Origin of the sequence: Empedobacter stercoris, from assembly GCF_025244765.1 — a bacterium.
Taxonomy (GTDB): Bacteria; Bacteroidota; Bacteroidia; order Flavobacteriales; family Weeksellaceae; genus Empedobacter; species Empedobacter stercoris.
This window is the reverse complement of sequence record NZ_CP104209.1, coordinates 2,490,789-2,510,039: the sequence shown is the minus strand read 5'-3', so window position 1 is coordinate 2,510,039 and position 19,251 is coordinate 2,490,789. Positions and strand designations below refer to the sequence as shown.

Annotated in this window: 17 protein-coding genes; 9 read left to right on the top strand and 8 right to left on the bottom strand. The window is 33.0% G+C overall.

Annotated elements, in window-relative coordinates:
• The first annotated feature begins 132 nt into the window (after window positions 1–132).
• From NZD85_RS11885 to NZD85_RS11875, 3 genes are all read left to right on the top strand, one after another.
• Window positions 133–927, top strand: a complete 795-nt coding sequence (locus tag NZD85_RS11885) for a thymidylate synthase (protein ID WP_260541962.1) — start codon at window positions 133–135, stop codon at window positions 925–927.
• 88 nt (window positions 928–1,015) lie between these two features.
• Window positions 1,016–3,550, top strand: coding sequence for a M1 family metallopeptidase (locus NZD85_RS11880; RefSeq protein ID WP_260541961.1), 2,535 nt, complete (start codon window positions 1,016–1,018; stop codon window positions 3,548–3,550).
• 67 nt (window positions 3,551–3,617) lie between these two features.
• The gene (locus NZD85_RS11875) at window positions 3,618–4,109 is read left to right on the top strand and encodes a dihydrofolate reductase (RefSeq protein ID WP_260541960.1); all 492 of its coding nucleotides are present in this window, start codon (window positions 3,618–3,620) and stop codon (window positions 4,107–4,109) included.
• Between the two features lie 71 nt (window positions 4,110–4,180).
• On the opposite strand, the gene NZD85_RS11870 is transcribed toward NZD85_RS11875, so the two are convergent.
• The 6 genes from NZD85_RS11870 to NZD85_RS11845 all read right to left on the bottom strand — a co-directional run bounded on the left by NZD85_RS11870 (window position 4,181) and on the right by NZD85_RS11845 (window position 9,877).
• Window positions 4,181–5,515, bottom strand: coding sequence for an MFS transporter (locus tag NZD85_RS11870; protein WP_260541958.1), 1,335 nt, complete (start codon window positions 5,513–5,515; stop codon window positions 4,181–4,183).
• A gap of 18 nt (window positions 5,516–5,533) precedes the next feature.
• Window positions 5,534–6,166: a bifunctional nuclease family protein gene (locus NZD85_RS11865; protein WP_225539727.1), complete on the bottom strand. Its 633-nt coding sequence runs from the start codon at window positions 6,164–6,166 to the stop codon at window positions 5,534–5,536.
• Between the two features lie 109 nt (window positions 6,167–6,275).
• Entirely contained in the window at window positions 6,276–7,232 is a 957-nt protein-coding gene (locus tag NZD85_RS11860) for an electron transfer flavoprotein subunit alpha/FixB family protein (protein ID WP_260541957.1), read from the bottom strand.
• Between the two features lie 26 nt (window positions 7,233–7,258).
• Window positions 7,259–8,005 (bottom strand): electron transfer flavoprotein subunit beta/FixA family protein, encoded by a 747-nt coding sequence (locus tag NZD85_RS11855; protein WP_260541956.1) that lies wholly within the window; start codon window positions 8,003–8,005, stop codon window positions 7,259–7,261.
• 68 nt (window positions 8,006–8,073) lie between these two features.
• Entirely contained in the window at window positions 8,074–8,907 is an 834-nt protein-coding gene (tatC, locus tag NZD85_RS11850; RefSeq protein ID WP_171621823.1) for a twin-arginine translocase subunit TatC, read from the bottom strand.
• Between the two features lie 4 nt (window positions 8,908–8,911).
• A complete protein-coding gene (locus NZD85_RS11845; RefSeq protein WP_260541955.1) occupies window positions 8,912–9,877 on the bottom strand; it encodes a KpsF/GutQ family sugar-phosphate isomerase in 966 nt (321 codons plus the stop codon).
• A gap of 164 nt (window positions 9,878–10,041) precedes the next feature.
• On the opposite strand from NZD85_RS11845, the gene recQ reads away from it, so the two are divergent.
• The 5 genes from recQ to NZD85_RS11820 all read left to right on the top strand — a co-directional run bounded on the left by recQ (window position 10,042) and on the right by NZD85_RS11820 (window position 15,882).
• Window positions 10,042–12,243: a DNA helicase RecQ gene (gene recQ, locus NZD85_RS11840; protein ID WP_260541954.1), complete on the top strand. Its 2,202-nt coding sequence runs from the start codon at window positions 10,042–10,044 to the stop codon at window positions 12,241–12,243.
• Window positions 12,244–12,309: 66 nt separating this feature from the next.
• The gene (gene gpmI, locus NZD85_RS11835) at window positions 12,310–13,845 is read left to right on the top strand and encodes a 2,3-bisphosphoglycerate-independent phosphoglycerate mutase (RefSeq protein ID WP_260541953.1); all 1,536 of its coding nucleotides are present in this window, start codon (window positions 12,310–12,312) and stop codon (window positions 13,843–13,845) included.
• 24 nt (window positions 13,846–13,869) lie between these two features.
• Window positions 13,870–14,292 (top strand): BT0820 family HAD-type phosphatase, encoded by a 423-nt coding sequence (locus NZD85_RS11830; RefSeq protein WP_260541952.1) that lies wholly within the window; start codon window positions 13,870–13,872, stop codon window positions 14,290–14,292.
• Window positions 14,289–15,098, top strand: coding sequence for a type I methionyl aminopeptidase (gene map / locus NZD85_RS11825; RefSeq protein WP_225542198.1), 810 nt, complete (start codon window positions 14,289–14,291; stop codon window positions 15,096–15,098). The genes NZD85_RS11830 and map overlap by 4 nt, the downstream gene beginning before the upstream one ends.
• A 34-nt stretch (window positions 15,099–15,132) precedes the next feature.
• Complete coding sequence (locus NZD85_RS11820; protein WP_221411924.1) at window positions 15,133–15,882, top strand: class I SAM-dependent methyltransferase; 750 nt, start codon at window positions 15,133–15,135, stop codon at window positions 15,880–15,882.
• A gap of 27 nt (window positions 15,883–15,909) precedes the next feature.
• On the opposite strand, the gene NZD85_RS11815 is transcribed toward NZD85_RS11820, so the two are convergent.
• Complete coding sequence (locus NZD85_RS11815; protein ID WP_260541950.1) at window positions 15,910–16,677, bottom strand: GLPGLI family protein; 768 nt, start codon at window positions 16,675–16,677, stop codon at window positions 15,910–15,912.
• A gap of 18 nt (window positions 16,678–16,695) precedes the next feature.
• Window positions 16,696–17,730 (bottom strand): hypothetical protein, encoded by a 1,035-nt coding sequence (locus NZD85_RS11810; protein ID WP_260541949.1) that lies wholly within the window; start codon window positions 17,728–17,730, stop codon window positions 16,696–16,698.
• A gap of 148 nt (window positions 17,731–17,878) precedes the next feature.
• Between NZD85_RS11810 and NZD85_RS14800 the strand changes: the two genes are divergently transcribed.
• A protein-coding gene (locus tag NZD85_RS14800) for an IS3 family transposase (protein ID WP_396127063.1) occupies window positions 17,879–19,245 on the top strand; the annotation gives its coding sequence in 2 pieces (ribosomal slippage) (window positions 17,879–18,338 and window positions 18,338–19,245; 1,368 coding nt in all).
• Window positions 19,246–19,251 lie beyond the last annotated feature (6 nt).

Genomic DNA, 19,251 nt, shown 5'->3' with positions numbered 1-19,251 from the left:
GCGCAATTTTTCGTCCAAAATCTGATTTGCTATACGAAGCAAAAAACATAAAAATCACTAAAATCGATAAGATCAAGCTAAACTTCATTCTAAAAAAAATTCTTAAATTTGAAAGGTTAAATATAATGAGAAATGCAACAGTATCACGATTTATGTAAAAAGGTTTTAGCAGAAGGTTCTTTCAAAGAAGATAGAACAGGAACAGGAACGAAAAGTATTTTTGGTTACCAAATGCGCTTCGATTTATCGAAAGGATTTCCTTTGGTGACGACAAAAAAAATACATTTAAAATCGATTATCTACGAATTGTTGTGGTTCTTGAAAGGTGATACAAATATCAAATATTTAACAGATAATGGCGTAAGAATTTGGAACGAATGGGCAGACGAAAATGGAGATTTAGGTCCTGTTTATGGACATCAGTGGCGTTCTTGGGGAAAAGAAAACGGAGAAGTTGTCGATCAAATAAAAGTTGCGATTGATCAAATAAAAAACAATCCAGATTCGCGCCGAATTATAGTTTCTGCTTGGAATGTTGGTGAATTAGACCAAATGGCTTTGGCACCTTGTCATGCCTTTTTCCAGTTTTATGTAAATGACGATAAATTATCTTTGCAATTGTATCAGCGTAGTGCAGATATTTTCTTAGGTGTACCATTTAATATTGCATCTTATGCTTTATTACAGATGATGGTAGCGCAGGTTTGTGATTTAGAAGTAGGCGATTTTGTTCACACATTTGGAGATGCGCATATTTACAAAAATCATTTCGAACAAGTTGAATTACAATTAACTCGTGAACCTTATCCATTACCAACAATGAAAATAAATCCGAATGTAAAAAACATTTTTGATTTTGAATACGAAGATTTCGAATTAGAAAATTATCATGCACATCCACATATCAAAGGGATTGTAGCTGTCTAATCATAAAATATACTTAAAGTCTCCTATTTGGAGGCTTTTTTTGTAACTTTTTGAGAAATTTATCAACCAATAAAAATAAAATTTTACGATGAAAAAACGAATCCTTTGGCTTACATCAGCCTTTATTATATCAAGTCTTACTCATGCTCAAGTCATGACTCCACCACCGAGCTACAACGAAAAACAAACGAATCAAATCGATATTTACCGTGCAGAAGCAGAACGTATCAATAACCTTGTTCATACAAAATTAGATTTGAAATTTGATTATGCGAAAGAACACGTTTTGGGTGAAGCTTGGGTTACTTTAAAACCACATTTCTATTCAACTTCTAAGGTTACTTTGGATGCAAAAGCAATGTTGATTCACGAAGTTGCTTTGGTAAATGGTGCAACAAAGAAAAAATTAAATTACAAATACGACGATTTACAATTAGTCATCGATTTAGACAAAGAATACAAAAAAGATCAAGAATACACTCTTTACATCAACTATACAGCGCGACCAAATGAAGTAAAACAAGAAGGAAGTGCAGCTATAAATGATGCAAAAGGAGTTTATTTTATCAATGCTAAGGGAGATCGTGCAAACTATCCAACTCAGATTTGGACACAAGGCGAAACTGAATCTTCTTCTTGTTGGTTCCCAACAATTGACAAAACAAATCAAAAAACTTCGCAAGAAATTACCTTAACATATCCTGATAAATACGTTTCATTATCAAACGGAACGATGAAATCTTCGAAGAAAAATACAGACGGAACAAAAACTGATTATTGGAAATTTGATAAAAAACATGCGCCTTATTTATTCTTTTTCGGAATTGGAGATTATGCAGTAATCAACGATAAATGGAAAAATATCAATGTTGATTATTATGTAGAGCCTGAATATAAAGATGTTGCGAAGCAAATTTTTGGAAATACGCCAGAAATGATCCAGTTCTTTTCTGATAAACTAAACTATCCTTATCCTTGGGACAAATATGCACAAATGACCGCTCGCGAGTACGTTTCTGGAGCAATGGAAAATACAACTGCATCGTTGTTTCATGATGGTGTTCAACAAAAAGCGGGGCAATTAATCGACGAAAACACGGCTGAATATGTAATTGCCCACGAATTATTTCACCATTGGTTTGGTGATTTAGTAACGGCTGAAAGTTGGGGAAATCTAACTGTTAATGAATCGTTTGCAAACTATTCAGAATATTTGTGGTTTGAACATAAATACGGGAAAGAGAAAGCAGATGAACATCGCTACAACGAAATGTTTGGCTACAAACAAGGCGATGGACCAACAAAAAAATTGGTTCGAATTCACTACAATTCGCGCGAAGATATGTTTGATGGCGTTTCGTACAACAAAGGAGGGTTAATCTTACATATGTTACGAAATTTCTTAGGTGATGACGCTTTCTTCAAAGGATTGAATAAATACCTAAAAGACAATGAATACGGAAAAGCAGAGGCTGTACAATTACGCTTAGCTTTAGAAGAAGTTTCAGGACGTGATTTGAATTGGTTTTTTAATCAATGGTATTTCGAAAATGGACATCCAAAATTGACGTTTGTATCAGATTATTCTTCAGTAAATAAAAAGGTAAAAGTGGTTGTTCGTCAAGATACTTCGAAATTGTTTGAATTTCCGTTCGCAATTGACATCGTTGAAAATGGAAAAACAACTCGTCAACAAGTTTGGGTTCCGAAAAAAGCCGAAACTGTGTTTGAATTTGATGTAAATCAAAAGCCTGAAGTTGTTATTCCAAATGCTGATCAAGTTTTATTAGCAGATATCGACGATAAAAAACCTGTTGAAGATTTTATTACGCAATACAAAGCTGGAAAAGGAAATTACACAACGCGTTTATTAGCGATTGAAGCAATGGCAAATGCGCAAGCAACTAATCCAAAAGCGGCTGATGCGTTGATTAATGTATTAGACGATTCATTTGATGGGTTACGAATTTATGCCATTCAGAGATTAGATACAAAATCGAAAACAATCATAGATAAAGCCACTTCGAAATTAAAACAATTGGCTTCCAACGATCCAAAAACATTGGTACAATCTGCTGCGTTAAATGCGTTAAATGACGCATCGATATATGAAGCAGCACTTTTTGAAAAGGCTTCTAAAAGTCCATCGTTCAGTGTACAAGGTGCTGCATTAACAGGAATATTAAAAAATAATCCTTCAAAAATTAATGAAATAACAACAAATCTTGAAAACGAAGTGATCAAAAGTTCACCTGATTTAGCAATGGCTTTAGTTCCGACTTGGATAAAAAATAATCAATTTGATAAAGCAGTTTTAATTTCAGAATCTGCTGCGATGTATGAATTCGTAAAATTCCAAGATATAGAAAAAGGAAAAGTTGCAGAACAAGCTTTTAATTGGATTATGAATAATGACACACCCGATGCAACTGCTGAAATTACAAAAACGTATGCTCGTTACTATCCGTATTTGAAAGAGCAAAATCCACAAGCTGGACAAGCGATAAAGATGATGGCAGAAAAAGCACTTCAAATTAAAACGAACACTGCTAAAACAATGAAATCGGCATCTATTCTAAAACAAGTAGAACAATTACAAGAAGCAATAAATAAAATGAAATAATTCTTTAAAATTATTATATTTGTTAAGCTATCCTCGCAAAAGGATAGCTTTTTTTACCTTAAAGCTTATGATAAACATTGTAGTAGCAAAAGCAAGTAACAACGTTATTGGCGCAAAAAATAATTTGATTTGGCATTTACCTAATGACTTGAAACATTTCAAAAATTTAACAACTGGACACCCTATCATTATGGGAAGAAAAACGTTTGAATCACTTGGACGTCCTTTACCTAATCGCACCAATATTGTCGTCACAAGAGATTTAAATTGGAATGCAGATGGAATTCTAAGAGTGAATTCTTTAGCAAATGCCTTAGAAGAAGCTCGAAAGATAAATGATGAGATTGATATAATTGGCGGTGGAAACATCTACAAACAAGCGATGGAATTTACAGATGTTTTATATGTAACAGAGGTTCATTATGAATTTGATGGTGACACTTATTTTCCAGAAATTGATTTGGATGAATGGGAAGAAGTAAAACGAGAAGATTTTAAGAAAGACGAAAAACACCCTTATGCTTATTCGTTTGTGACGTATAATAGAATTGAAAAATAATAAACTCTTATCCATAAAAAAAAGCAAGAATTAACATTCTTGCTTTTTTATTTTATTTCTTAAGTTACAACTTAGTGTTTAACTTCTTCTACTTCGTTTGGATTGTGTTTGTACTTGAACACAATTGCAAATAAAATTGTTACAACTAAAGCATATCCAGCAAAAATAAACCAAGAATGCCTCCATCCTTCTAATTGCAAATTCAGATCTGTTTGGCTATATACATAATGATTGACAATATACTGTGCAATCAACATACCTATTGTTGCCCCAAATCCATTTGTCATCATCATAAAAACTCCTTGTGCCGAGGAACGAATCTCTTCATCTGTTTCCTTGTCAACATATAATGAACCTGAAACATTAAAGAAATCGAAAGCGATTCCATAAACAATCATAGATAGAATAAACATCCAAACACCTGGTCCTGGATCACCTAATCCAAATAATCCAAAACGTAACACCCAGCCTACCATTGCCATTAACATAACGATTTTAATTCCGAAACGTTTTAATACGAATGGAATTAACAGAATACACAACGTTTCAGAAACCTGAGACAAGGAAATTAACGCATTAGCATTACTTGCTCCCCATGTATTAGCATAATCTGGAATATCCTTAAAAGTTGTAATAAACGGATTTGCATATCCATTGGTAATTTGCAATGAAACCCCTAACAACATTGAAAAAATAAAGAAAATTGCCATCTTTCTATCTTTGAATAATGCAAAGGCCTTCAAGCCAAATGCATCTGAAAGTGATTGTTTTTCTGAACTTTTGTTTATAGGACAGTTTGGCAATAAAAAGCTAAATAGAAACAATACAACTCCTAAAACTCCTGAAACAAAGAATTGAAAATAATTGGATTGAAAACTAACGAATGTAGGATCATTTGAAAAATTAAACCCAAAAACACCGTCTTTAAATCCAGAAAAATTAACAAACAACATCGCTACAATAAACCCAATTGTACCAAACGTTCTGATTGGTGGAAAAGCTTTGATTGTGTCTAAATTATTTTGTTTTAAAATTGTATAAGCTGTAGAGTTAGAAAGGGCGATTGTTGGCATAAAAAACGCCACACTAACTGAATAAAGTGTAAAGATCGTCGTAAAATCTACATTGTTTCCAGCTGTCATTCCATAATAACCTGCTGCAAACATAAAAATAGCAGCTAATAAATGATTTAATCCCAACAAACGTTGTACAGGAATCCACCTATCCGCTACAATACCCATAATGGCGGGCATAAAAATTGATACAATACCTTGCATCGCGTAAAAAAGACCAATTTTTGGACCTAAGCCAACTGATCCTAAGTAATTTCCCATCGAAGTAAGGTATGCTCCCCATACCGCAAACTCAAGGAAACTCATGATTGTAAGTCTAAGCTTTACAGACATAATTATTTGAAATAGTTATTAGTTTTCCATGTTATCTATCTGATCACGAAGGCGAGCTGCCAATTCGTAATCTTCATTTTTCACAGCTTTTTCCATCTCAGCTTCAAGCTCAGATTTTGTCCAACCTTCATATTCGTTGATATCAGACAAATCACTTTCCAAACCTGCTAAGATATCTAAATCATCTTCGAAGTTATTTGCTGCGCGACGTATATTTTCTTCTTCTTCAATAACGTCCAAATGAATTCCAGCTTTTTCTACAACATTTTCGTAGGCATAAATAGGTGCATTGAAGCGAACTGCTAATGCAATTGCATCAGATGTTCTCGAATCTATTTCAGCACGACCTCCCTCTTCATTCAAAAAAACAATATTCGAATAAAAAACGCCATCTTCTAATTTATAAATATAAATTGAATCAACATTCAAACGAAATTCTTTTCCTAACGAGACAAACAAATCGTGTGTTAATGGACGAGGTGGATTAATATCTTTCTCTAAAGCTAATGCGATCGACTGTGCCTCGAAGCTCCCAATAATAATCGGCAACTTTCTTCCTCCTACACTTTCCTCTAAAATCAAAGCATAGGCTCCGGTTTGAGTTTGACTGTAAGAAATTCCCTTAATATTTAATCTAATTAAATTGTCCATTTGGGCGTAAATCTATGAAAAACTGACGAATATTTAATATTTTTTTAATAGATAAAAAAAATCCGAATCACCTAAATGATTCGGATTGAATTTATAATCTTTAAAATGATTAAGCTTGACCTTTGTATTTTTTTAACTCTTCTGTTAATTTAGGTACAATCTCAAAAGCGTCACCTACTATTCCGTAATCGGCAGCTTTAAAGAAAGGTGCTTCTGGATCATTGTTAATGACAACAATCGTTTTAGACCCGTTTACTCCAGCTAAGTGCTGAATTGCACCTGAAATACCAACTGCGATGTATAGATTTGGTGCAATTGCTTTACCTGTTTGTCCTACGTGTTCTTCGTGAGGTCTCCAGCCGATATCTGCAACTGGTTTAGAAGAAGCTGTAGCCGCTCCTAAAACTTTTGCTAAATCTTCGATCATTCCCCAGTTTTCTGGACCTTTCATTCCACGGCCAGCAGAAACTACGATATCCGCTTCTTTCAAATCAATTTTATCAGAAGAAGCCATTTCTGTTGAAACAACTTTTACTTTTACATCTGCATCAGAAACTGCAACTGTAGCTGACTTTTCTGAACCTGAAACTGCATTTTCTTTAGCTCCAAAAGCATTTTGCAAAACTGTTACAACTACTTTTCCTGAAACTGCAACTGTTTCGATTCCTTTACCAGAAAATGCTTTGCGTGCAACTGTAAAAGGAGAAACTGCAGTAGGTGCTTTTTCTACGTTAGTTACTAAGGACGCTCCTGTTTTGAATGCTAAAACTGGTGCTACCGTTGCTCCTTCATTTGTTGATGGTAATACCACAACATCTCCTTGAGCAACTTCAGCCAAAGCTTTTGCATAAGAATTTGCATCAAATTTTGCTAAAGCTGCATTATCAACTTTAACTACTTTAGATGCTCCATATTGATATAATTCGTCAGCAGCAGCATTTCCGAAAACGATTGCTGTTACAGTATCTCCTGCAACGTCTGCAGTAGCTTTAGCATAAGAAACTGCTTCTAATCCTGCTTTTTTATATTTTCCGTCGTGTGACTCAGCGTATACAAAAATTGCCATTTTTTAATTTCTTTTTAGGTGAATAATTAGATTACTTTAGCTTCTTCGTGTAATAATCTTACCAATTCTGCTACGTTGTCTTTGTCAATTAATGTTACATTACCTCTTTCAGCAGGTTTTACATAACCAACAACCTCAACTTTTGTTTCTGTCGCTTCTGCAGCAACAACATTGATTTGTTTTGTACGAGCTTGCATAATTCCACGCATGTTAGGAATACGTAAAGCTGATTCTTCTACCAAACCTTTTTGCCCTGCGATTACAGCTGGTAAAACAACTTCTACGGTTTCTTTTCCGCCGTCAATTTCACGAACTGCTTTTGCAGAAGAACCTTCTACATCAAGACCGATACATCCGTTTACAAAACCGTAATCTAACATTGCTGCAACTAATCCTGGTACAGAACCTCCGTTGTAATCAATTGATTCTTTTCCTGTCAATACCAAATCGAAACCACCGTCTTTAGCAGCTTTTGCAATTTGTGTAGCAACGAAGAAATCATCGCGTGCATCAGCATCAATTCGAATTCCATCATTCGCACCAATAGCTAAGGCTTTACGCATAACTGGATCTACTGTTGCATCACCTACCGTTAAAATTGTAACAGTAGCACCTTGTTTTTCTTGTAATTCTACTGCTTTATTTAAACTAAATTCATCATGCGGGTTAATAACGAACTGAACCCCATTTTTATCAAATGATTTTCCGTCAGCTGTGAAGTTGATTTTTGCTGTAGTATCTGGTACACTACTAATACAAACTAATATCTTCATAATTTTGTGTTTACTTTTTCTTTTATGTAAAAATAACTAATTTATTTTATTATGCAAGCATAACATTGTTAATTCTTTACTAAGTCGTTACTTTTTCCTTTCAATTGAGTTTTATAAACTGATTGTGAAATTATTATACTCAATTCGTACAATAACCAAAGTGGTATTGTAACTAAAACCATACTATATACATCATTTGGTGTAATTACTGCTGCAATCACTAATACAACGATAAAAGCATGTTTACGATACTCTTTTAAGAATGTTGGAGTTAAAATTCCAATACTCGTTAAGAAGTACACAAAAATTGGCATTAAAAACATGACTCCCATCGATAATAATAATTGAACAAATAAATCAATATAACTTGGCAAAGTCCACGTGTTTCCTACACCAAAAGGGTCATATGTAAATAAAAATTGTGTACATAAAGGCAATAATAAATAATAACTAAACAACACACCCAACACAAAGAAAAAAGAAACAGCAAAGATGGTAAATCCAGCATATTTGCGTTCTGATTCTTTTAAGGCTGGTTTTACAAATCGCCATATTTCGAAAATAATATAGGGAATAGCAATAATAATTCCGCAAACTATAATAGCAAAAAATTGAGAGGTAATTTGCCCTGAAGGGTTAAGATTGGTCAAATCTTTTGAGATATCGAATGACTCTGTATAGATTTTTCCAAAACCTGTTAATTCTCCAAATTGATTAAAAATGTCAAACGTCCGAAAATTTGATTTCAGCGGAGCCATAATTACATGCTCAACCAACTCGTCCCAATAAAGTGCAACAGCAATTGACGTGATAATAATCGATAATATTGAACGAACCAAATGTCCTCTTAACTCACCTACATGAGCCAAAAAAGACATATTCGATGTTGAATTATTTGCCATACGCTTATTCGATTCCTTCGTTTAAAATTGAGTGAATATCCAAAATACCATAATAGTGATTTTCTTCATCCACTACGACCAATTGACCAATACTATTGTGACGAAGAATCGCTAAAGCCTCGCGTGCTTTCTCAGTTTTTTGAATTGTTTTCGGATGCATTGAAGCGATATCTTTCGCTTTTAAATGTGTAAATGTCTCATTATTCAATAACATTCGGCGCAAATCTCCATCTGTAATAACTCCCACAATTTTATCTTCATCCAAAATCACAGTGATTCCATGACGCCCCGAAGTCAATGAATTGATCACTTCTGAAATTGAAGATTCTGGCCCTACAAAAGGTTTTCTTTCTGGATCAACAATATTTTCCACCGTCCACAAAAGTCGTTTTCCTAAGGCTCCTCCAGGATGATATTTTGCAAAATCATTTTGTGTAAATGCTCTCATTTTCATCAAAGCAACAGCCAAAGCATCTCCCATTAGTAATTGTGCTGTAGTAGAAGTTGTCGGCGCCAAATTAACTGGACAAGCCTCTTTTTTGATATTCACATCCAAAACAATGTCAGAATTTTTAGCTAATTCTGACTTCAAGTTTGAAGTTAATCCAATCAAAACAGCAGCATACTGTTTAAGTATCGGAGCTAAATACGTAATCTCTGGTGTATTTCCACTTTTCGAAATACAAATCACCACATCTTCTGGTCGTACAAGACCTAAATCGCCATGAATAGCTTCTGTCGCATGTAAAAATTGACTTGGAGTTCCAGTAGAATTTAGTGTTGCTACAATTTTATTTGCAATATGCGCACTCTTTCCCACTCCTACAACTACCAATTTTCCTTTCGTGTTATATATCGCATTTACCGCATCAACAAAAGACTCGCTAATACGAGAAGCTATCGCTTCTAACTCAAGAATTTCTTCTCTAAAAACTTCCTGAGCAATTTGTATTATTTCTGAATTTTTCACAATAAAATTTCTATTGTCTATTTTTAAAATTTGTCGTACTTTTACTCTCCTTTTTTATTTACACTCAATTATATATAAAACATATCAAAATTTTGTGTATATTTAAGAGTTATCAAATATAGGAACTATTTAATTTATAATATTAATTTTAGTCTTTTGTGTAGATGGAAGCCACTTCGAAAAACTTAACATCTTACCTAAAAAAATATTTTGGTTTCGACCAATTTAAAGGACAGCAGCACGAAATCATTACAAGCTTACTAAATAAAGAAGATGTATTTGTTTTGATGCCAACTGGCGGAGGTAAGTCTTTATGTTATCAACTACCGGCATTAATGTCAGATGGAGTCGCGATTATTGTTTCACCTTTAATCGCCTTAATGAAGAATCAAGTAGACGCAATACGAGGAATTTCTGAAAATGATGGAATTGCGCACGTATTAAACTCATCTTTGAATAAGTCAGAAACAAAAACTGTGATGACTGACATCAAAAATGGAGTAACAAAAATGTTATATGTTGCACCCGAATCTTTGACAAAAGAAGAATACATCGATTTTTTTAAATCGGTTCAAATTTCTTTTTTTGCTATTGATGAAGCGCACTGTATTTCTGAATGGGGACACGATTTTCGACCAGAATATCGTAACCTAAAATCTATTATCAACAGAATTGGTGATGCGCCAATTATTGCGTTGACTGCAACAGCAACACCTAAAGTACAAGAAGATATTCAGAAAACTTTGGGAATGCAAAGTGCAAAAGTATTTAAAGATTCTTTTAATCGTACGAATTTATTTTACGAGATCCGTCCAAAAGTTGATCAGGACAAACAAATTATCAAATTTATCAAACAAAACGATGGTAAATCTGGTGTCATTTATTGTTTAAGTCGTAAAAAGGTTGAAGAAATTACTCAACTTTTACAAGTAAACGGGATCAATGCAATTCCTTACCACGCTGGTTTGGATGCAAAAACACGTAGCAAACACCAAGATATGTTCTTGATGGAAGATGCAAGTGTTGTTGTTGCAACAATTGCATTTGGAATGGGAATCGATAAACCTGACGTACGTTTTGTGATGCATTATGATATGCCAAAATCGTTAGAAAGTTATTACCAAGAAACTGGTCGTGCTGGTCGCGATGGCGGTGAAGGTATATGTATTGCTTTCTACGATTATAAAGATATCGAAAAACTGGAGAAATTCTTAGCGAGCAAACCTGTTGCTGAACGAGAAGTTGGAATGCAGTTACTTTCTGAAGTGGTTGCCTATGCCGAAACTTCGATGTCTCGTCGTAAATTTTTGTTGCATTATTTTGGTGAAAATTTTGACGACAAAAATGGTGAAGGCGCAAATATGGACGACAACATGCGCAATCCGAAGAAAATGACAGAAGCAAAAGAAGATGCAATAATCGCATTAGATGTTGTTCAGAAAACGAATCAAAAGTTGAAACTTAATGATATCGTTAATGTTATTGTTGGAAAAGAAACTTCAATTACAAAATCGTATAATTTAAGTTCTGAAAAATTCTTCGGAATTGGAAAAGAAAAAGAAGATTATTATTGGAAATCTATCTTACGTCAATTAATTGTTCATAATTTATTAGAGAAAGAAATCGAATCTTATGGTATTTTAAAAATAACCAAAGACGGAAAAGATTTCATCAATAAGCCAACTTCGTTTGAAATTGCTGAGGATATTGATTTCAAAAAATTATTATCAGAAGGTAGCTTCGATAAAGAAGAAACGTCTACTGCTCCAATTGCCTTTGATGATGTTTTATTGAAACAATTAAAAGATTTACGTAAAAAAATCTCTAAAAAACATCAAATTCCTCCTTTTGCAGTATTTCAAGATTCGAGTTTAGATGACATGACGATGCAATATCCAACAACGGTTAAGGAATTAACAAATGTGTATGGAGTTGGAGAAGGAAAAGCTCAAAAATTCGGAAAAGATTTTGTTGATTTTATTGCACAATATGTAAAAGACAATGACATTATTCGTCCAGAAGACATGGTGATTAAACAAGTAGCTGACAAATCAAGCCACAAAGTTTACATTATACAGTCAACTGATAGAAAATTGAATTTGGAAGATGTTGCTGAAGCAAAAAACATGTCGATGAGCGATTTACTCTCTGAAATGGAAAGTATTGTTTATCAAGGAACAAAATTAAATATCAATTATTATATTGACGAAGTATTGGACGAAGACCAACAAGAAGAAATCTATGATTTCTTGATGGATGCAGATACGGATTCAATGACTTCATTGTTAGATGAGTTTGGTGACGATTATGATGAAGAGGAATTACGTTTAATGCGTATCAAATTTATCAGTGAAGTTGCAAATTAATCCTCATTAAAAATAAACTTTTCAGCCCAATGATTGTTATCTTTGGGCTGAATTATTACAAAACAAATGAACAACAAAGCAATATTAATGATTTTAGACGGTTGGGGAATTGGACCAAACCCTGCTGTTTCTGCAATCGCTCAAGCGAATACACCTTTTATAGATAGCTGTTTCGAAAAATTTCCTCATTCTACTTTAGATACCTTTGGCTTAGCTGTTGGTTTACCAGAAGGTCAAATGGGAAATTCGGAAGTTGGACACATGAATTTAGGTGCTGGACGCGTCGTTTTTCAGAACTTAGTTCGTATCAATATGGCAGTTGAAAATGGTACATTACAAAATGAACCTATCTTAAAAGATGCTTTTCAATATGCTTTAGACCATAACAAAAAAGTACATTTCATCGGATTAGTTTCTGATGGTGGTGTACATTCGCATATCAATCATTTGAAAGGCTTGTTAGATGCAGCCAATCAATCTGGTTTAAATCAAAATGTTTTTGTTCATGCTTTCACAGATGGTCGCGATACTGATCCTAAATCTGGCGAAGGATTTATCACAGAATTGATGAATCACATGACAAAATCAACGGGAGAAATCGCTTCAATTACAGGTCGATATTATGCGATGGATCGTGATAAACGTTGGGAACGTGTAAAATTAGCCTACGATGCAATGGTAAATGCGGTTGGTACACCAACAACAAATCCATTAGAAGCCATTCGTACATCATATACTAATGAGGTGACTGACGAATTCATCAAACCAATTATTATTACAGATGATACAGGACAACCAAAAGCCAAAATAGCAAATGATGATGTGGTAATCTGTTTTAATTTTAGAACTGATCGTGGTCGTGAAATCACAGAAGTTTTAACACAGCACGATTTTCCTGAATTTGAGATGCATAAATTAAATCTAAAATACATTACACTAACTGAATATGATGCAACATATACTGGAGTGGATGTTATTTTTGATGAAAAAAACATTGTAAACACCTTAGGTGAAGTAATTGCAAACGCTGGACGTAAACAAATTCGCATCGCTGAAACTGAAAAGTACCCACACGTTACATTTTTCTTCAATGGCGGACGAGAAGAACCTTTTGTAGGCGAATCTCGTATATTATGTGCTTCACCAAGAGATGTTGCAACTTACGATTTGAAACCAGAAATGGCGGCTTATGATATTACAAATGCAATTGTACCAGAAATAGAAAAAGAATCAGCAGATTTCATTTGTCTTAACTTCGCTAATACAGATATGGTTGGACATACAGGTGTTATGTCAGCTGCAATAAAAGCGGCTGAAGTGGTAGATACTTGTGCAGAAAAAATCGTGAATACAGCGTTGCAACATGGTTATAATGTAGTTATTTTAGCAGATCATGGGAATTCAGATTTTATGATGAATGAAGATGGATCGCCAAATACACAACACACCACAAACCTAGTACCATTTATTTTAGCTCAAAATAATATAGAATGGAATGTTGAACATGGTAAACTTGGTGATATTGCACCAACAATCTTAACTTTAATGGGAATTGAAATCCCAACAGAAATGACAGGAAATATTATAATTCATAAAAAATAACCCAACTATTTTATACTTATAAATATGATTAATAAAATTATTGCAGTTGACTTTGACGGAACTGTTGTCGATGACAAATATCCAGAAATTGGTAAAGCAAAAATCTTTGCTTTCGAAACATTGAAACAATTACAAAACGATGGCTATAGACTTACCTTATGGACATATCGTAGTGGAAAAGCCTTAGACGAAGCAGTAGAGTTCTGTAAAAAAAATGGAATTGAGTTTTATGCAATTAACAATAGTTTTGACGGAGAAGATTTTGATAAAAATACACAAAGTAGAAAAATAAATGCCGATATCTTTATCGACGACAGAAATTTAGGTGGTTTCCCTGGTTGGAGTGACGTTTATCAAATCATTACAAAAAAGATTGAATTAAATGTACACGCTAATGGGCAAGAAGCGCCTAAGAAGAAAAAGAAAAAAGGATTTTTCGGATTATGATACATTTAAAAAGTAAAGAAGAATTAGAACTAATGTACCTAAGCGCTCAATTGGTTTCAAAAACCTTGGGTATGTTAGCCAAAGAAGTAGTGCCTGGTGTTACAACCAATCATTTAGATAAATTAGGAGGCGAATTTATTCGCGACAATGGCGGATATCCAGCATTTTTAGGAATGTACGATTTCCCTAAAAACCTTTGTATCTCACCTAATCAACAAGTTGTTCACGGAATTCCAAACGATAAACCTTTACACGAAGGTGATATTGTATCTGTAGATTGTGGAGTTTATATGAACGATTTTTACGGAGATCATGCTTATACATTTGCGGTTGGAGAAATTGATGCTGAAACAGAAAAATTACTTCGTGTTACAAAAGAATCTATGTTCAAAGGTATTGAACAAATGAAAAAAGGTAATCGCGTAGGTGATATTGGTTTTGCCATTCAACAACATTGTGAAAAAGAAGGTTACGGTGTCGTGCGTGAATTGGTAGGTCATGGATTAGGTCGCAAAATGCACGAAGAACCTCAGGTTCCTAATTATGGACGTCGCGGATCAGGTAAAAAAATAGAAGAAGGTTTAGTATTAGCAATCGAACCAATGGTAAATATGGGAACTGAAAAAGTTTTCTTTCACCCAGATGGTTGGACAGTTACTACACGCGATGACAAATATTCGGCTCACTTTGAGCACGATGTCTGTGTAGTAGATGGCGAACCAAAATTATTGTCAACTTATCAGTTTATTTACGATGCTTTAGGTATCAAATCTGACGAAGAAAAACCATTTTTATTCAAACCTTAAGAAAACTTTTGTGAAAAAGCTTTTAAAAAAAATCATGAATATTCTACCTCGTCCTTTACTGATTCAAGGTAGTTATATTATTCGTCCAGTTTTGGTTTGGTTCATGAAAGGAAATCGTTTCGTAGACCCAATAGATGGACAAGGTTATTACAGTTTGTTGCCTTATGGTTACGAAAAACAACGCGATAACGTGCTTTCTCCAGGAACTTTTTCGTTAGAAAGACATCGTTTGATGTGGTTATACCTCAAAAATGAAACTTCTTTTTTTACAGAAAAAGCAAAAGTTTTGCACATCGCACCTGAACAATCTTTTATCAAGCGTTTTCGCTCAATGAAAAACCTTGAGTACATTACAAGTGATATCGAGTCGCCTTTAGCCGATGTAAAAGCTGATATTTGCGATTTACCTTTTGGAGATGATACATTCGATATTGTTTTTTGTAATCACGTATTAGAACATATTCCTGATGATCACAAAGCCATGAGTGAATTATTTCGTGTGATGAAACCTGGTGGTTGGGGAATTTTTCAAGTTCCTATTTCGTATCAACGTGATGTGACTTATGAAGATCCAACGGTAACATCGAAAGAAGAACGAAAAGAAAAATTTGGACAATATGACCACGTTCGTGTCTATGGTTTAGATTATTACAAACGTTTAGAAGATGTAGGGTTTATCGTAGAAAAAGTTGATTATACCAAACAAATTCCGTCAGAAGATGTTCAAAAATACTGTTTAGAAAAAGGAGAAATTTTACCAGTTGTTCGCAAACCAATGGTATAATTCAAAAAAATAGTCAAAACTAAAGCGTTACCTTTTATGGGTAACGCTTTTATTTTGGAAACTATTTTCTACACCCTCATTTGATGATTTTCTTATCGAGTTTAAATCATCTTGCATTTCTTGAAAGGTTAAGATTTTACCTTTTGTTGGTAAAGTGATATCAAGTTTTTTAGTCAAAATTTCCAATTGATTAATTTTAAAAATCGTTTTGAAATATGGTGTAATAATTTCAGTTTGTAGAATCAAACCTGGCAAATTCGCAAAATTATACGGACCATCTTTGTACTTTATTTCTGGCGAATACCAAGCTATAAATGTATTTCCTTCCTTATCTTCTCCAATCGCTTTCACGACATTATAACCATTAATCACCGCTTTTTCTTTCGTTAATTGCCAATTAAAATCAGGTATATTTTCTTTAACCAAATACGTTTTGACGTTAATATCAAATTGTTTATAATATTCATTTTTTGAAAAATCTTTGTACAATGGATTTTTTTCAGAATCCAAAATCTCTTGCAAAACCATATCCGATTCATCTTGTGCATTATTTATTTTCGTATCAGCTTTGAAAATAGATAACACATTGTTACTTTCTAAAATAAAATCTACAAAAATACCTCGGTCAATTGCAGACTTGAAAGCGGCTTGTAAATTTTTGGGAAACATATCTTTGGATTGTTCGTAATCAAAAATAAATTCGGCTTTATACGTCGCTCTAATACTTTCTTTTTCTGATTGAGCCAAAAGATTTACTCCTAAAAACAGTGTAATTCCTACAATTATATTTTTCATTTTATTGTAATTTTTTTATTATTTAAAACTTCTACGGATATCCATTTTTTCATTCACCGATTTATTGAATTCTGGAAATGGTTTTAAACTATAATCATTTACAATTATATTAAAACTCATGTCTAAATCTATTTTTATATCATCTTTTTCGTACGTAGTATTCCAAATTGCAGACGTTTCCTTTAATACCCAATTTCCGTTGTGTGGTCGATATCTATAAACAACTTTCGCTTCTCTTAAAAATTCATTACCTGAATATTTTGTTTCGGGAATATTTGTTTCCCAATAAAACTCTACAACAGCAAAGGATTCTTTATCGATCAGAAGAAATAAATCTCTTGACTTTGTTTTTATTGTAACTTCATAAATAAAACGATCTCCGTATTTTGTTAATGATAAATTAGCCTCTTCATATTTCTTCTCTTTTAATAAGCCTAAAAATTGCTTAATATATTTTTCTTTCAAATAAATACTTTCTAAATAATAAATCAAACGAATATTTGAATTTGGCTCTCTTCCGCTTTTTATTTCGTTATTTACATTTCCTTTCGATTTGATTTTCAAATCTCCACGCTTAAATTTAAATTGTAAATCTGCATCAATAAAATCTCTATCATTTTTATTGTACCATAAATCTTGTTGAAAGTTGACTAAAAAATAATATTCATCAACCTTAAAGTTCTTATCGTAATTTTCGATTACTTTTTGTAAAATATCCTCAGCTTTCAGATTTGTAACAAAAGCTTCTTTCAACTCAACTTCGGAAACTTTCTCAAGTTTGATGATCATTTCTGGTTTCAATTCTGAAACCTTAATTATCGCATCTTGATAATCTTTTTTCGAAACGATTAATTCATCATTTTGCAAAACATTATTCAAATCAACAACAGCTTTTCCTTCTTGATCCGAAACAAAATTCTTTGTCGAATTCTTAAAGTATACATCTGCATCATCAAGCGGTAAATTACTCGAAAAGTCTGTAATTTTTATATTTACGATTTGAGCATTTACACATATCGCAAATAATGTAAAAAGTAGTATAAGTCTCTTCATATAGTATAAAATCAATAATGAATTAAAGATATATTTTAATCTCGTTAAGATTTTGTTAATCAGAATATTTTACAAATATTTTAACAAAAAAAGCGTTACTAAAAATACACTGCCCCCAAAAAGTTAGACACTTTTGGGGGCATTTTTTATGACAAGAAAAGTAAAATATGGTGTAGCATTTAAGTTACGCTGTGTGAAAGAAGTTTTAGAAAAACATCGAACAATACGTTCAATTAGTAAAAAAGAAAATATACATGCTTCTTTATTAAAGAAATGGGTTTCTGATTATCATAATCAAGGAATTTCAGGTATAGAACCTAAGAAAAACCAAACGTATAGCGTTGAATTTAAGTTGAAAGTTATTAAGTCTATAACCAAACAGTTTCTTAGTTTGCGTGAAGCACGCTTGAAATTTAATATTCCAAGTGAATCGGTTATTATAAAATGGCAAAAAGATTTTGCTACCTTTGGAATAGACGGATTAAAACCCAAACCAAAAGGCCGTCCCAAGACTATGAGCACATCTAAGGGTAGACCTAAAAAATCGAAACAACCGTTAACAAGAGAAGAAGAACTATTGTTAGAGATTGAACGTTTACGTTGTGAAGTTGCACTCTTAAAAAAGTTCAATGCCTTAATTCAAGCCGAGGAAGAAAAACAAAAGAAACTTGGACGCAAGCCATAAATGAATTAAGGCCAGAATTTCATCTAAATTTACTTTTAGATTGTACACATATGGCTAGAAGCAGCTTTTACTATCATATTTCACGTAGTAAAACAGATAAATACGAGGAATTAAAACTTAAGATAAAATCCATTTATCATCAGCATAAAGGGCGATATGGCTATCGACGAATTACCGATGAATTAAGAAAATCAGGAACTATCATCAATCATAAAACTGTTCTTAAACTGATGAATAGCTTAGGATTAAAGAGTTTGATTCGAAGAAAAAAATACAAATCTTACAAAGGAGAACAAGGAAAGATTGCACCAAACATCTTGCAAAGAGCATTTAAGGCTGATAAACCCAACCAAAAATGGGTAACAGATGTTACCGAGTTTAAAGTAAAAGATAAAAAACTATATTTATCACCAATAATGGATCTGTACAATCAAGAAATTATCAGCTATGAGTTAAGCGAACGACCTGTTTTTAATCAAGTAACTCAAATGCTTAAAAAGGCATTTAAAATAACGAAAGACACTAAAGATTTGATATTACATTCCGATCAAGGATGGCAATATCAGATGAAACAATATCAAGCTTTATTAAATGAAAAAGGAATCATACAAAGTATGAGTAGAAAAGGAAATTGCTTAGATAATGCTATTATCGAGAATTTCTTCGGAATACTGAAATCGGAACTATTTTATTTACAAAAATTTAATTCTATTGAAGAGCTAAAAAAAGAAATAAAACAATACATTTACTATTACAATAACGATAGAATAAAATCGAACTTAAATAAAATGAGCCCGATACAATATCGAACTCATTTTTATAATTATTAATTTTTA